Source organism: Escherichia sp. KCJ4928 (assembly GCF_004352695.1).
Taxonomy (GTDB): domain Bacteria; phylum Pseudomonadota; class Gammaproteobacteria; order Enterobacterales; family Enterobacteriaceae; genus ECMA0423.
The window spans coordinates 1-12,765 of sequence record NZ_SJWV01000119.1; the positions used below are offsets into that span (position 1 = coordinate 1).

General features: G+C 51.0%; 14 protein-coding genes and 1 other RNA gene. 8 read left to right on the forward strand and 7 right to left on the reverse strand.

The genetic code is table 11. The annotated features are described in order from the left end of the window. The first annotated feature begins 100 nt into the window (after positions 1 to 100). The 5 genes from decR to amtB all read left to right on the forward strand — a co-directional run bounded on the left by decR (position 101) and on the right by amtB (position 5,970). Complete coding sequence (gene decR / locus E0D98_RS16145; protein WP_000884589.1) at positions 101 to 559, forward strand: DNA-binding transcriptional regulator DecR; 459 nt, start codon at positions 101 to 103, stop codon at positions 557 to 559. A gap of 29 nt (positions 560 to 588) precedes the next feature. Next, positions 589 to 2,361 (forward strand): SmdA family multidrug ABC transporter permease/ATP-binding protein, encoded by a 1,773-nt coding sequence (locus tag E0D98_RS16150; RefSeq protein ID WP_001235588.1) that lies wholly within the window; start codon positions 589 to 591, stop codon positions 2,359 to 2,361. Next, a complete protein-coding gene (locus tag E0D98_RS16155) occupies positions 2,354 to 4,135 on the forward strand; it encodes a SmdB family multidrug efflux ABC transporter permease/ATP-binding protein (RefSeq protein ID WP_001256174.1) in 1,782 nt (593 codons plus the stop codon). The genes E0D98_RS16150 and E0D98_RS16155 overlap by 8 nt, the downstream gene beginning before the upstream one ends. A gap of 180 nt (positions 4,136 to 4,315) precedes the next feature. After that, positions 4,316 to 4,654 (forward strand): P-II family nitrogen regulator, encoded by a 339-nt coding sequence (gene glnK, locus E0D98_RS16160; RefSeq protein ID WP_000780338.1) that lies wholly within the window; start codon positions 4,316 to 4,318, stop codon positions 4,652 to 4,654. A gap of 29 nt (positions 4,655 to 4,683) precedes the next feature. Further along, entirely contained in the window at positions 4,684 to 5,970 is a 1,287-nt protein-coding gene (amtB, locus tag E0D98_RS16165) for an ammonium transporter AmtB (protein ID WP_000685029.1), read from the forward strand. A gap of 48 nt (positions 5,971 to 6,018) precedes the next feature. Here the strand turns inward: amtB and tesB are convergent, their stop codons facing one another. After that, on the reverse strand, positions 6,019 to 6,879 hold the full coding sequence (tesB, locus tag E0D98_RS16170; protein WP_000075876.1) for an acyl-CoA thioesterase II: 861 nt from the start codon (positions 6,877 to 6,879) through the stop codon (positions 6,019 to 6,021). 217 nt (positions 6,880 to 7,096) lie between these two features. Between tesB and E0D98_RS16175 the strand changes: the two genes are divergently transcribed. After that, positions 7,097 to 7,669, forward strand: a complete 573-nt coding sequence (locus E0D98_RS16175; RefSeq protein WP_000779831.1) for a YbaY family lipoprotein — start codon at positions 7,097 to 7,099, stop codon at positions 7,667 to 7,669. Positions 7,670 to 7,699: 30 nt separating this feature from the next. Here E0D98_RS16175 and E0D98_RS16180 read toward each other — a convergent pair whose 3' ends face one another. Continuing rightward, on the reverse strand, positions 7,700 to 8,011 hold the full coding sequence (locus E0D98_RS16180) for an MGMT family protein (protein WP_000409911.1): 312 nt from the start codon (positions 8,009 to 8,011) through the stop codon (positions 7,700 to 7,702). Between the two features lie 162 nt (positions 8,012 to 8,173). Between E0D98_RS16180 and ffs the strand changes: the two genes are divergently transcribed. Together ffs and E0D98_RS16190 are read left to right on the forward strand one after the other, a co-directional pair. After that, positions 8,174 to 8,270, forward strand: an RNA gene (gene ffs / locus E0D98_RS16185) — signal recognition particle sRNA small type. A 119-nt stretch (positions 8,271 to 8,389) separates the two neighbouring features. Then, positions 8,390 to 8,743 carry a DUF1428 domain-containing protein gene (locus tag E0D98_RS16190; RefSeq protein ID WP_000878140.1) on the forward strand — a complete coding sequence of 118 codons (354 nt, stop codon included), beginning with the start codon at positions 8,390 to 8,392 and terminating at the stop codon, positions 8,741 to 8,743. Between the two features lie 41 nt (positions 8,744 to 8,784). On the opposite strand, the gene pdeB is transcribed toward E0D98_RS16190, so the two are convergent. The 5 genes from pdeB to tomB form a co-directional block, all read right to left on the reverse strand. After that, positions 8,785 to 10,335: a cyclic-guanylate-specific phosphodiesterase PdeB gene (gene pdeB / locus E0D98_RS16195; protein WP_001299455.1), complete on the reverse strand. Its 1,551-nt coding sequence runs from the start codon at positions 10,333 to 10,335 to the stop codon at positions 8,785 to 8,787. Positions 10,336 to 10,498: 163 nt separating this feature from the next. Next, complete coding sequence (locus E0D98_RS16200) at positions 10,499 to 10,969, reverse strand: YlaC family protein (protein WP_000136192.1); 471 nt, start codon at positions 10,967 to 10,969, stop codon at positions 10,499 to 10,501. Positions 10,970 to 11,084: 115 nt separating this feature from the next. After that, entirely contained in the window at positions 11,085 to 11,636 is a 552-nt protein-coding gene (gene maa / locus E0D98_RS16205) for a maltose O-acetyltransferase (RefSeq protein ID WP_000102564.1), read from the reverse strand. 170 nt (positions 11,637 to 11,806) lie between these two features. Next, entirely contained in the window at positions 11,807 to 12,025 is a 219-nt protein-coding gene (locus tag E0D98_RS16210; protein WP_001291435.1) for an HHA domain-containing protein, read from the reverse strand. 25 nt (positions 12,026 to 12,050) lie between these two features. Next, positions 12,051 to 12,425, reverse strand: a complete 375-nt coding sequence (tomB, locus tag E0D98_RS16215; RefSeq protein WP_000344800.1) for an Hha toxicity modulator TomB — start codon at positions 12,423 to 12,425, stop codon at positions 12,051 to 12,053. Between the last annotated feature and the right edge of the window lie 340 nt (positions 12,426 to 12,765).

The window sequence follows — 12,765 nt, forward strand, 5'->3', positions numbered from 1 at the left end:
GTCATTTTGTGCCGTGGTGTTTAAACCGCACAGAATAAATTGTCGTGATTTCACCTTTAAAATAGAATTAAAAGAGAAAAAAATTCTCTGTGGAAGGGCTATGTTAGATAAAATTGACCGTAAGCTGCTGGCCTTACTGCAGCAGGATTGCACCCTCTCTTTGCAGGCACTGGCTGAAGCCGTTAATCTGACAACCACCCCTTGCTGGAAGCGCCTGAAACGGCTGGAGGACGACGGTATCCTTATCGGCAAAGTCGCCCTGCTGGATCCGGAAAAAATAGGCCTCGGCCTGACCGCCTTTGTGCTGATAAAAACGCAACATCACAGCAGCGAATGGTATTGCCGCTTTGTCACGGTGGTTACCGAAATGCCAGAAGTGCTGGGGTTCTGGCGCATGGCTGGTGAATACGATTATCTGATGCGCGTCCAGGTTGCCGACATGAAACGCTACGACGAGTTTTATAAGCGTCTGGTAAACAGCGTGCCGGGGCTGTCGGACGTCACTTCCAGCTTCGCGATGGAACAGATTAAATACACCACTTCTTTACCCATCGAATAAATATCCAGAATCAGGTCAGGACACAACGCGTGCGATTATTTGCTCAATTAAGCTGGTATTTCCGTCGGGAATGGCGTCGCTATCTCGGGGCTGTCGCCTTGCTTGTCATTATCGCGATGCTGCAACTGGTTCCGCCAAAAGTGGTTGGTATTGTTGTCGATGGCGTGACAGAACAACACTTTACTACCGGGCAGATCCTGATGTGGATCGCCACCATGGTGCTGATTGCCGTTGTGGTTTATTTCCTGCGTTACGTCTGGCGGGTATTGCTGTTTGGTGCGTCTTATCAACTGGCTGTTGAACTGCGTGAAGATTATTACCGTCAGCTAAGCCGGCAGCATCCTGAGTTTTACCTGCGTCATCGCACGGGTGACCTCATGGCTCGTGCGACCAATGACGTCGATCGCGTCGTGTTTGCCGCCGGAGAAGGGGTGCTGACGCTGGTGGATTCACTGGTGATGGGCTGCGCTGTGTTGATTATGATGTCTACGCAAATTAGCTGGCAGTTGACCTTATTTGCCCTGTTGCCGATGCCAGTGATGGCGATCATGATTAAGCGCAACGGCGATGCCTTGCATGAACGCTTTAAGCTGGCACAGGCGGCGTTTTCCAGTCTTAATGACCGCACCCAGGAAAGCCTCACCAGTATCCGCATGATCAAAGCCTTTGGTCTGGAAGATCGCCAGTCGGCGTTATTTGCCGCGGATGCCGAAGATACCGGCAAAAAAAACATGCGGGTGGCGCGTATTGATGCTCGTTTCGACCCGACAATCTATATCGCGATTGGTATGGCGAACTTGCTGGCGATTGGCGGCGGTAGTTGGATGGTGGTGCAGGGCAGTTTAACGCTGGGCCAGCTCACCAGTTTTATGATGTATTTAGGTCTGATGATTTGGCCAATGCTGGCGCTGGCATGGATGTTTAACATTGTGGAACGTGGTAGTGCTGCGTACAGCCGTATTCGTGCGATGCTGGCGGAAGCGCCGGTGGTGAACGATGGTAGCGAACCCGTGCCGGAAGGGCGTGGCGAACTTGATGTAAATATTCACCAGTTCACGTATCCGCAGACTGACCATCGTGCGCTGGAAAACGTCAATTTCGCCCTGAAACCCGGTCAGATGCTGGGTATCTGCGGGCCGACTGGTTCCGGCAAAAGTACCCTGTTGTCGCTCATTCAGCGTCATTTCGACGTCAGCGAGGGGGATATTCGCTTTCATGATATTCCTCTGACGAAGTTACAACTCGATAGCTGGCGTAGCCGCCTGGCGGTAGTTAGCCAGACACCGTTCCTTTTTTCCGACACCGTAGCGAACAACATCGCGTTGGGTTGCCCGAATGCCACCCAGCAAGAGATTGAGCATGTCGCGCGGTTAGCCAGCGTACATGACGATATTTTGCGTTTACCGCAAGGTTACGATACAGAGGTGGGCGAGCGCGGCGTGATGCTTTCCGGCGGGCAAAAACAGCGTATCTCTATTGCTCGTGCGTTATTAGTCAACGCGGAAATCCTCATCCTTGATGATGCGCTTTCGGCGGTGGACGGACGCACAGAGCACCAGATCCTGCATAACCTGCGTCAGTGGGGACAGGGTAGAACGGTAATCATCAGTGCCCATCGCCTTTCGGCACTGACGGAAGCCAGTGAAATTATTGTGATGCAGCACGGACATATCGCCCAGCGTGGCAATCATGATGAGCTGGCGCAACAAAGCGGCTGGTATCGCGATATGTATCGCTATCAACAACTGGAGGCGGCGCTCGACGACGCTCCGGAAATTCGCGAGGAGGCCGTCGATGCGTAGTTTTAGCCAACTGTGGCCGACTCTCAAGCGTCTGTTAGCGTACGGTTCGCCGTGGCGTAAACCGCTGGGGATTGCGGTCCTGATGATGTGGGTTGCGGCAGCGGCAGAAGTCAGTGGGCCGCTGCTTATCAGCTATTTTATCGACAATATGGTAGCGAAAAATAACCTGCCGTTGAAAATGGTTGCAGGGCTGGCTGCGGCGTATGTTGGGCTACAACTGTTTGCCGCCGGGCTACATTACGCGCAGTCGCTGCTGTTTAATCGGGCGGCAGTAGGCGTAGTGCAACAGTTGCGTACCGACGTGATGGATGCCGCATTGCGCCAGCCATTAAGCGAGTTTGATACCCAACCCGTCGGGCAGGTGATTTCCCGCGTCACTAATGACACTGAAGTGATCCGCGATCTCTACGTTACCGTAGTGGCAACTGTCCTGCGTAGCGCCGCACTGGTGGGCGCGATGCTGGTGGCGATGTTCAGCCTCGACTGGCGAATGGCGCTGGTGGCGATAATGATTTTCCCGGTGGTGCTGGTGGTAATGGTGATATACCAGCGTTACAGCACGCCGATTGTCCGTCGTGTGCGCGCCTATCTAGCGGATATCAACGACGGCTTTAACGAAATCATCAATGGCATGAGCGTTATCCAGCAGTTCCGTCAGCAGGCGCGATTTGGCGAACGTATGGGGGAGGCCAGTCGTTCACACTATATGGCCAGGATGCAAACCCTGCGCCTCGACGGTTTTCTGCTGCGTCCGCTGCTGAGTCTGTTTTCATCGCTCATTCTTTGTGGCTTGTTGATGCTGTTTGGCTTCTCCGCTAGCGGCACCATTGAAGTGGGCGTGCTGTATGCGTTTATCAGCTATCTTGGGCGACTTAACGAACCATTAATCGAACTGACCACGCAACAGGCGATGCTGCAACAGGCTGTTGTTGCTGGTGAGCGCGTGTTTGAACTGATGGACGGACCGCGCCAGCAATATGGCAATGATGATCGCCCGTTACAGAGTGGCACCATCGAAGTCGATAACGTGTCATTTGCTTATCGCGATGACAATCTGGTGCTAAAGAACATTAATCTCTCTGTGCCTTCGCGTAACTTTGTGGCACTGGTCGGGCATACCGGCAGTGGCAAAAGCACCCTCGCCAGTTTATTGATGGGCTATTACCCGCTAACGGAAGGTGAGATTCGCCTTGATGGTCGTCCATTAAGTTCGCTAAGTCACAGCGCGCTGCGCCAGGGCGTGGCAATGGTGCAGCAAGATCCGGTGGTGCTGGCGGATACCTTCCTCGCCAACGTGACGCTGGGGCGTGATATCTCCGAAGAACGCGTCTGGCAGGCGCTGGAAACCGTGCAACTGGCGGAGCTGGCGCGCAGCATGAGTGATGGTATTTATACGCCGCTGGGCGAGCAGGGGAATAATCTCTCCGTCGGGCAAAAGCAACTGCTGGCACTGGCACGCGTGTTGGTGGAGACGCCGCAAATCCTGATCCTTGATGAGGCAACCGCCAGCATTGACTCCGGTACTGAACAGGCGATTCAACATGCTCTGGCGGCTGTGCGTGAACATACCACGCTGGTGGTGATTGCTCACCGCTTATCGACCATTGTTGATGCCGACACCATTCTGGTGCTTCATCGTGGGCAAGCCGTGGAGCAGGGCACTCACCAGCAACTGCTGGCGGCCCAGGGACGCTACTGGCAGATGTATCAACTGCAACTTGCGGGCGAAGAGCTGGCAGCCAGCGTGCGTGAAGAAGAATCATTGAGCGCCTGAATAGCGCAATATTTCATCGTTGGTGCAAAAATGTAACGCACTGTGCACTGTCATAGTGCGTTTTCATTTTCAATCTTCTTAACTTCCTGCTCTCTTTCTCGTTTTTCATTTCTGGCACACCGCTTGCAATACCTTCTTCGTGTAGCAGAACCATTACCGAATTCTGACCGGAGGGGATCTATGAAGCTGGTGACCGTGATAATCAAACCATTCAAGCTGGAAGACGTTCGTGAAGCGTTATCTTCCATTGGTATTCAGGGCCTGACCGTCACCGAAGTGAAAGGTTTCGGGCGTCAGAAAGGGCATGCCGAGCTGTACCGGGGGGCGGAATACAGCGTCAACTTCCTGCCAAAAGTAAAAATTGATGTGGCGATTGCTGATGACCAACTCGATGAAGTGATCGATATCGTCAGTAAGGCGGCTTACACCGGAAAAATTGGCGACGGCAAAATCTTCGTCGCTGAATTGCAACGCGTCATTCGTATTCGTACCGGCGAAGCCGACGAAGCGGCGCTGTAATCTCTGGCACACAGCAACAGGAACGAAAAATGAAGATAGCGACGATAAAAACTGGGCTTGCTTCACTGGCGATGCTGCCGGGACTGGTAATGGCTGCACCTGCGGTGGCCGATAAAGCCGACAATGCGTTTATGATGATTTGTACTGCGCTGGTGCTGTTTATGACTATTCCGGGGATTGCCCTGTTTTACGGTGGGTTGATTCGCGGCAAAAACGTGCTGTCGATGCTGACGCAGGTGACGGTGACGTTTGCACTGGTCTGTATTCTCTGGGTGGTTTACGGTTACTCGCTGGCGTTTGGTGAGGGCAACAACTTCTTCGGCAACATTAACTGGTTGATGCTAAAAAACATCGAACTGACGGCGGTGATGGGCAGCATTTATCAGTATATCCACGTGGCGTTTCAGGGCTCGTTTGCCTGCATTACCGTCGGCTTGATCGTTGGGGCGCTGGCGGAACGAATCCGCTTCTCAGCTGTGTTGATTTTCGTGGTGGTATGGCTGACGCTCTCTTACATTCCGATTGCGCATATGGTGTGGGGCGGTGGTTTGCTGGCTTCTCACGGTGCGCTGGATTTCGCGGGTGGCACGGTGGTGCATATTAACGCCGCAATCGCCGGTCTGGTGGGCGCGTATCTGATAGGCAAACGCGTGGGCTTCGGCAAAGAGGCGTTTAAACCGCACAACCTGCCAATGGTCTTCACCGGTACTGCCATTCTCTATATTGGTTGGTTTGGCTTTAACGCCGGGTCAGCGGGCACGGCGAATGAAATCGCGGCACTGGCATTTGTGAATACTGTGGTCGCAACGGCGGCGGCAATTCTTGGCTGGATCTTCGGTGAATGGGCGCTGCGTGGTAAGCCTTCTCTGCTGGGAGCGTGTTCTGGCGCGATTGCCGGTCTGGTCGGCGTGACGCCAGCGTGTGGCTACATTGGGGTTGGCGGCGCGTTGATTATCGGCGTGGTAGCTGGTCTGGCGGGCTTGTGGGGCGTTACTATGCTCAAACGCTTGCTGCGGGTGGATGATCCCTGCGATGTCTTCGGTGTGCACGGCGTTTGTGGCATTGTCGGCTGTATCATGACTGGGATTTTTGCCGCCAGTTCGCTGGGTGGCGTGGGCTTCGCTGAAGGTGTGACGATGGGCCATCAGTTGCTGGTACAGCTGGAAAGCATCGCCATTACGATCGTCTGGTCCGGTGTGGTGGCATTTATTGGCTACAAACTGGCGGATCTGACGGTTGGTCTGCGTGTACCGGAAGAGCAGGAGCGAGAAGGGCTGGATGTCAACAGTCACGGCGAGAATGCCTATAACGCGTAACAAGCACTGCAAAAAACAGCCGGACGGTTTTCACCTCCGGCTATTTTTTTAATTGTGATTACGCATCACCCCTTCCTGAACGGTCGAGGCAACCAGTACGCCGTCCTGGGTATAAAACTCACCGCGCACAAAGCCACGTGCGCTGGACGCCGAGGTGCTCTCCACGCTATACAGCAGCCATTCATTCAAATTAAACGGGCGATGGAACCACATGGAATGGTCAATGGTGGCAATCTGAATCCCCGGTTCGAGAAAACCGATGCCGTGCGGCTGTAGAGCTACCGGCAGGAAGTTAAGATCAGAAGCGTAACCGAGCAGATACTGATGAACGCGCAGGTCATCCGGCACGCTACCATTTGCGCGGATCCACACCTGACGATGTGGTTCTGCGACGTGACCTTTCAGTGGGTTATGAAACTCCACCGGACGGACTTCCAGCGGACGATCGCAGATGAATTTATCTTTAAGCACTGGCGGCAGCAGGTGCGCCAGCGATTGGGCGATTTGCGTTTCCGAAGGCAGGCCATCAGGCGCTGGCGCGGACGGCATTGTTTTTTGATGTTCGAAACCCGCTTCTGGTGCCTGGAAAGAGGCCGTCATATAAAAAATCGGTTTGCCGTTTTGAATAGCAGCAACCCGGCGGGCGCTGAAGCTGTTACCGTCACGCAGCGTTTCGACATCATAAATAATCGGCTTCTTACTATCGCCAGGGCGAAGAAAGTAGCTGTGAAACGAATGTACCAGCCGCTCTTCAGGGACGGTCTCTTTTGCAGCATACAAGGCCTGACCCACGACCTGGCCGCCAAACACCTGGCGTAAACCTAAATCTTCACTCTGGCCGCGAAAGAGTCCTTCCTCAATTTTTTCCAGATTTAACAATGTCAGTAAATTTTTTAGCGCCTGACTCATATAACTCTCCAGTAACAAAGCTGCCGCAGCAAGCCAAAGTGAGTTGAGTATAACGCAAATTTGCTACTGGTCCGATGGGTGCAATGGTCTGAATTACGGGCTAATTACAGGCAGAAATGCGTGATGTGTGCCACACTTGTTGACGTTACTATTTTGTTAACCACTCTTCCGGCGAGGAAAGTTAGCCCGCTGGTGCATTGATAATAAGGAGAAATGAATGAAACTCGTGCACATGGCCAGTGGTTTAGCGGTTGCGATTGCGTTGGCGGCTTGCGCAGATAAAAGCGCGGATATTCAGACGCCAGCCCCGGCTGCAAATACGTCTATTTCAGCAACACAACAACCTGCTATCCAGCAACCGAATGTCTCCGGTACCGTCTGGATCCGGCAGAAAGTCGCACTGCCGCCTGATGCTGTGCTGACCGTGACACTTTCTGACGCGTCGTTAGCCGATGCACCGTCAAAAGTGCTGGCGCAGAAAGCGGTGCGTACCGAAGGTAAACAGTCACCATTCAGCTTTGTTCTGCCATTTAACCCGGCAGATGTTCAGCCGAACGCGCGTATTCTGTTGAGTGCGGCGATTACCGTGAATGACAAACTGGTATTTATCACCGATACCGTTCAGCCGGTGATCAACCAGGGCGGAACTAAAGCCGACCTGACATTGGTGCCGGTACAGCAAACCGCCGTGCCGGTTCAGGCCAGCGGTGGCGCAACGACTACCGTACCTTCGACTTCACCAACTCAGGTGAATCCGTCTTCGGCAGTTCCAGCTCCTACGCAATATTAAGCGACGTTAACCCTCTCCGCCCGGAGAGGGTTAGTAGTTCCAGCGATAACGCTGCAAGTCGATTTGCCCGCTTCCCGATACCATCACACCTTCTGCCAGTAATGCCTGTCGCTGACGCTGTAAATCCGGTCCGGTTAGCGAAATTGTGCCGTGGCGATTAACCACCCGGTGCCAGGGTAAGGTGCTGCCTTCAGGGAGACGCTTTAACACACCGCCCACCTGGCGCGCGGCGCGGGGCGATCCCGCCAGTTTCGCCACATCACCGTAAGTGGTGACATAGCCTTCGGGAATAGCGGCGACGATTTGCCAGACGCGTTGGGGAAATGAATCTTCTTTTTCCATCTTTTCTTCCTGAGGTAATTTTTCAGCATAATCTGGAAAAACGCCCGAGTGAAGTCGCATTGCGCAAGAAACCAGCATCTGGCACGCGATGGGTTGCAATTAGCCGGGGCAGCAGTGATAATGCGCCTGCGCGTTGGTTCTCAACGCTCTCAATGGGGGCTCTGTTGGTTCTCCCGCAACGCTACTCTGTTTACCAGGTCAGGTCCGGAAGGAAGCAGCCAAGGCAGATGACGCGTGTGCCGGGATGTAGCTGGCAGGGCCCCCACCCATTTCTGCCTCCCACCGTTTCGTCAAAAAAAACCAACATGGCTAAACTTTAACCACAACTGACGTCGCAAGAATTGTCTGGCTGCGCAGTACGCTTCGGAGGTATGTCTGATGAAGTATGTTGATGGTTTTGTGGTTGCCGTTCCTGCCGATAAAAAGGATGCCTATCGGGAAATGGCCGCTAAGGCTGCGCCATTGTTTAAAGAGTTTGGCGCGCTTCGTATTGTCGAATGCTGGGCCAGCGATGTACCGGATGGCAAAGTGACCGATTTTCGTATGGCGGTGAAAGCGGAAGAGAATGAAGAGGTTGTCTTTAGCTGGATTGAATACCCTTCAAAAGAGGTCCGCGACGCTGCTAATCAAAAGATGATGTCGGACCCACGGATGAAAGAGTTCGGCGAGTCCATGCCGTTTGACGGCAAGCGAATGATCTATGGCGGATTCGAGTCAATCATCGACGAATAGGTAGCGTGACGGGCTGTGCGGCGTGCCGTCAGCCCAAAAATTCACAAATGTTGCTCGGCCCAGCGTAAGAAATCTTCTTTCGGTAATGCCTTGCTGTAGAGCCAGCCCTGACCGTAGTGCACGCCATGCTGGCGTAGCCACTCTTCTTGTTTACTGGTTTCGATTCCCTCCGCTACCATTTTCAGTTTCAGTGTTTTTGCCATTTCGATGATATGCGGCGTGACATTTTTATATTCCAGCGCATCAACGAAAGATTTATCGATCTTCAGAATGTCGACATCCAGATCCTGTAAATAACTTAAACTTGAATATCCCGTACCAAAATCATCAAGATAAATTTCATGGCCCGCCTCCCGGTAGCGAGAAATTATCGGGGCGCTGGTTTTCGGATCGGCAAACTCGCGTTCAGTGAGTTCAAGCGCGATCTGTCTGGGATTAACCTGATAGTGATTGATCATTTCACGCAGCAATTGCGGGATTTTTTCCGAGGTGAGCACGGTGGATTCAAGATTGATCGAAATATGCTGCTGTGGATGCTGACGCAGCCAGTCGCCCATATCTTCAAAGACGCTTCTTATAATCAGTAGCGTCAATGGCTCAGAAAGGCCCGTTTGCTGTGCCAGCGGAATAAAACTATCTGGTGACAACCAACTACCGTCTGTCTGCGGCCAGCGCGCCAGTGCCTCAGCACCGACAATTTTGCCATTGGCTAAGGAGACAATCGGCTGATAGTGCACGCAAATATCACGATTTTCGATAGCATCCTGCAGCCGATGATGCGGTGACTGGATACGGCGCAAAATACGCAGCACAAACATCGCTGCCAGCAGGCCAATCACCAACCCGAGCGGTAACCAAATAAAGACTTGCCGATGCCAGCCTTTCTGCAACATTTTCGTTGAAGCCCAGGTGATGATCGAAATATTCATCTCCGGGAAGGGCAGGATATCGTAAATGATTCCATTATTTTCGATATGCTCACCGGGTGTTTTTTGTAGCCTGGTAATAATTCCCTGAGCAATTTCATCGCTGCTGGTTATGACAACGTTATGGGCATTGCCAATAATGGCGGCATCAATTTGCCATGAGCTATAGGGAATGACATCAATAAAGGAAGCGGGGTCGATCATGACGACATAATGTGCCGTTCCCATGGCGACCATGTAACGGATAATGCCTAAATCGTTATGCGATGTTAACCAGACACGATAACCATCTTTCGAAATTTTACCTGGCTCGGGGAAGGTATCGGGCGGACTTTCATGCTCCAGAGACGAACACTGGGGAACGTTGTTATCGATATAAACCACTTCCTGAATATAGCGATAACTGTAAGATACCCGACGCATTTCCATGAGATGGGCTTCGCTACAGGCAGCGCCTTGCCATCTTTCCAGCTCTTGCAGCGCATCTTTCCCTTGTGTCGCCACCTTATTGGCCCGAATAGCGACGCGGGAGGAATAGGTATCCAGCTCTTCAATAAACGATGTTTCTACCTGCTGATGGGCCAGCCAGATGCTTAAGCCGACAGGCAGCAATACTGAAAGAATCAGTACTCCCGAAATAAGGCCGACCAGATGTCGTGTTCTCACCAGCATATCCTTATTAACACAGTGTAGGGAAAGTATATCTGATTGTGGAAAAAGGCTGGCAGGAGATAAGGAGGTAGAGCTGGTATTTCATGAAGTGATGGGTGGAAACGATCATTGTCATTTGACCAGGCGCAGAGCTTTACGCCTGGTATGTAACCCTAACTTAAGATGTTGATTCGGCGCGAGCGAGGGTAAAAATATCGTAAAAAGACAGTTCACCTTTACGGACGATCATTTTTTGCAGTTGTTCCTTATGAACATCCGCGACACGCGGAGAGTTCAAGATGGCTTCAACCAGCGCGGCAGGTACAAAGCGCGTGTTGTACCATTCGCCGTTATAGCAAACGCGGAAATCCAGCACGTCGATATCTTCATAACGGTAGCGTGGGTAGACATCGAAAAAGAAGAAACCATTAAGCAGGATAAATAATACAACCAGTAGCCAGACAGAGCCTGACAGCGTTTCGGACTGCAACATCACCGCCAGGGTGGCAAAAAAAGCAACGTACATACCGATAAACAGCCCCGGATGTTTACGGATAAAACTGATACTAAAGCGGGGTTTGTTGTCGCGTTTTTCGCGGGTATTCAGAGACTCAATCGTTTCGGTCAGCAGGCGTTGTATTTCGGTCATCGTTTGCCTTCGTGGTATCTGCAACTTTCCAGGGAACACCCTATTTTAACGTGGGAATAGTAGAGGGGAAGTAACAGATTTACCACAATTTTGCATAACAGTTGCGAAAAACCGATTACAATTTTTTAATTATTCTGGCTGGATTACCGCCCACGACAACGTTGTCCGGGACATCTTTTGTGACAACTGCACCTGAGGCTACCACGACGTTATCACCAATGGTCACACCAGGGTTAATGACCGCGCGTCCGCCAATCCAGACGTTATTACCGATGGTGACGGGTTTCCCCAGTTCAGCACCGCTATTACGTGCTACAGGGTCGATGGGATGTGTTGCCGTGTAGATATGAACGCCTGGTGCCAACATACAGTTATCACCGATGCGAATAGGGCAGACATCAAGCATCACGCAATCGAAGTTGGCGAAAAAATTATTACCGAGAAAAATGTTATAGCCATAGTCACAGCGAAACGTTGGCTCAATATAAGCCTCTGTCACCTGACCGAATAGATCAGCGAGAATTTGCTGGCGTAATGTGTGCTCTTCCGCCAGGGAATGATTGTATCGGTGAATAAGCTGACGAGCGCGCAGGCGATCGCGAGATAACGTCTCATCTGCCGAGCGATACAACTCACCAGCAATCATCTTTTCTTTTTCTGTGCTCATTACTGACCTCCGGTTGCTGAAAATGCGGCAACACAGTAAGACGAAAAGTCAGTGAAGAGAACGTTCCCATTACATCTGTGTGATAAAGATCACATAGGGTATGTCTTCATGGTGAAAAGTATAAAATTCTTAATAAACAGCCGGTTATAGCTCCGAAAGCGAATTATTTATTAGCGAATAAATTTCCATACTGAGGAAGGGATCTTGTCGTATAGTTTATTCATGGTCAATTCGGCGAGGCGGTGATCTGCGGCTGAGTAAAATACCGCCAGTTCATTATCTGATAATTCGTATTTATTTTTCTCGATAACACGCTCCAGCGTGTCAATTGTCTGGCAACGACGTAAACGCATTAAATAATCGGTTTTCGTTAAAGGTTTTTCGGACATACTTCTACCCATGGTTGTAATAATTCTAACAAGATAAACTCGCAGGATTCTCTTTCGTCGCATTGACAAAACAACGGAATAGTCGATTACCTGACTTCCGCCATTTCTGAAGATCCTGCATATTAATACCATAACTACTGAACAACATAAAGGTGTCATCCAGATATTCGTCGATCTGCTCAATGAGCTTATTGTCTTCATTATACTTAATTTTGTAATTAAGTGCGAAGGTCGCAATATGCTCAATCAGTTCATTCAACTGGAGGTTGATCGCCGAGGTTGGGTCGTTAACCCAGCCATGATTGCTTTCTTCAAGGTTTGCAAGGCAGTCATGATACAGGGTTTCACAGAGAAACTTAAGCTGTGCGATATCATGTCTTTTGGGTGAGTATTCATCCATAACGCGTCCCCTTCTTAGCGGTTGAACTAACGGACACCTTTCGGGATGGAAAAAACTTACTGACCTGGACTTGCCCTCTCGTTTGTTAGCTTAACTATAAGCCACTCTTTGCAGGTTTTCATCGCATTATTACGAAAAATTACAATTAGGAAGGAATCGGGACAGGACTCACTTTTTCATACTAGCACTAACCCGCAGCAGGTAAAAGCAGTTTGCTCGAACTGTTCATAACATTTCAGGATTATCGCCAGATGAAATTGGTGACACTAATACCAGGATTGCTCTGAATATGACGTAATAACCGAGGAATGAATAAAGAATTACCGCAAATAATTAAGAA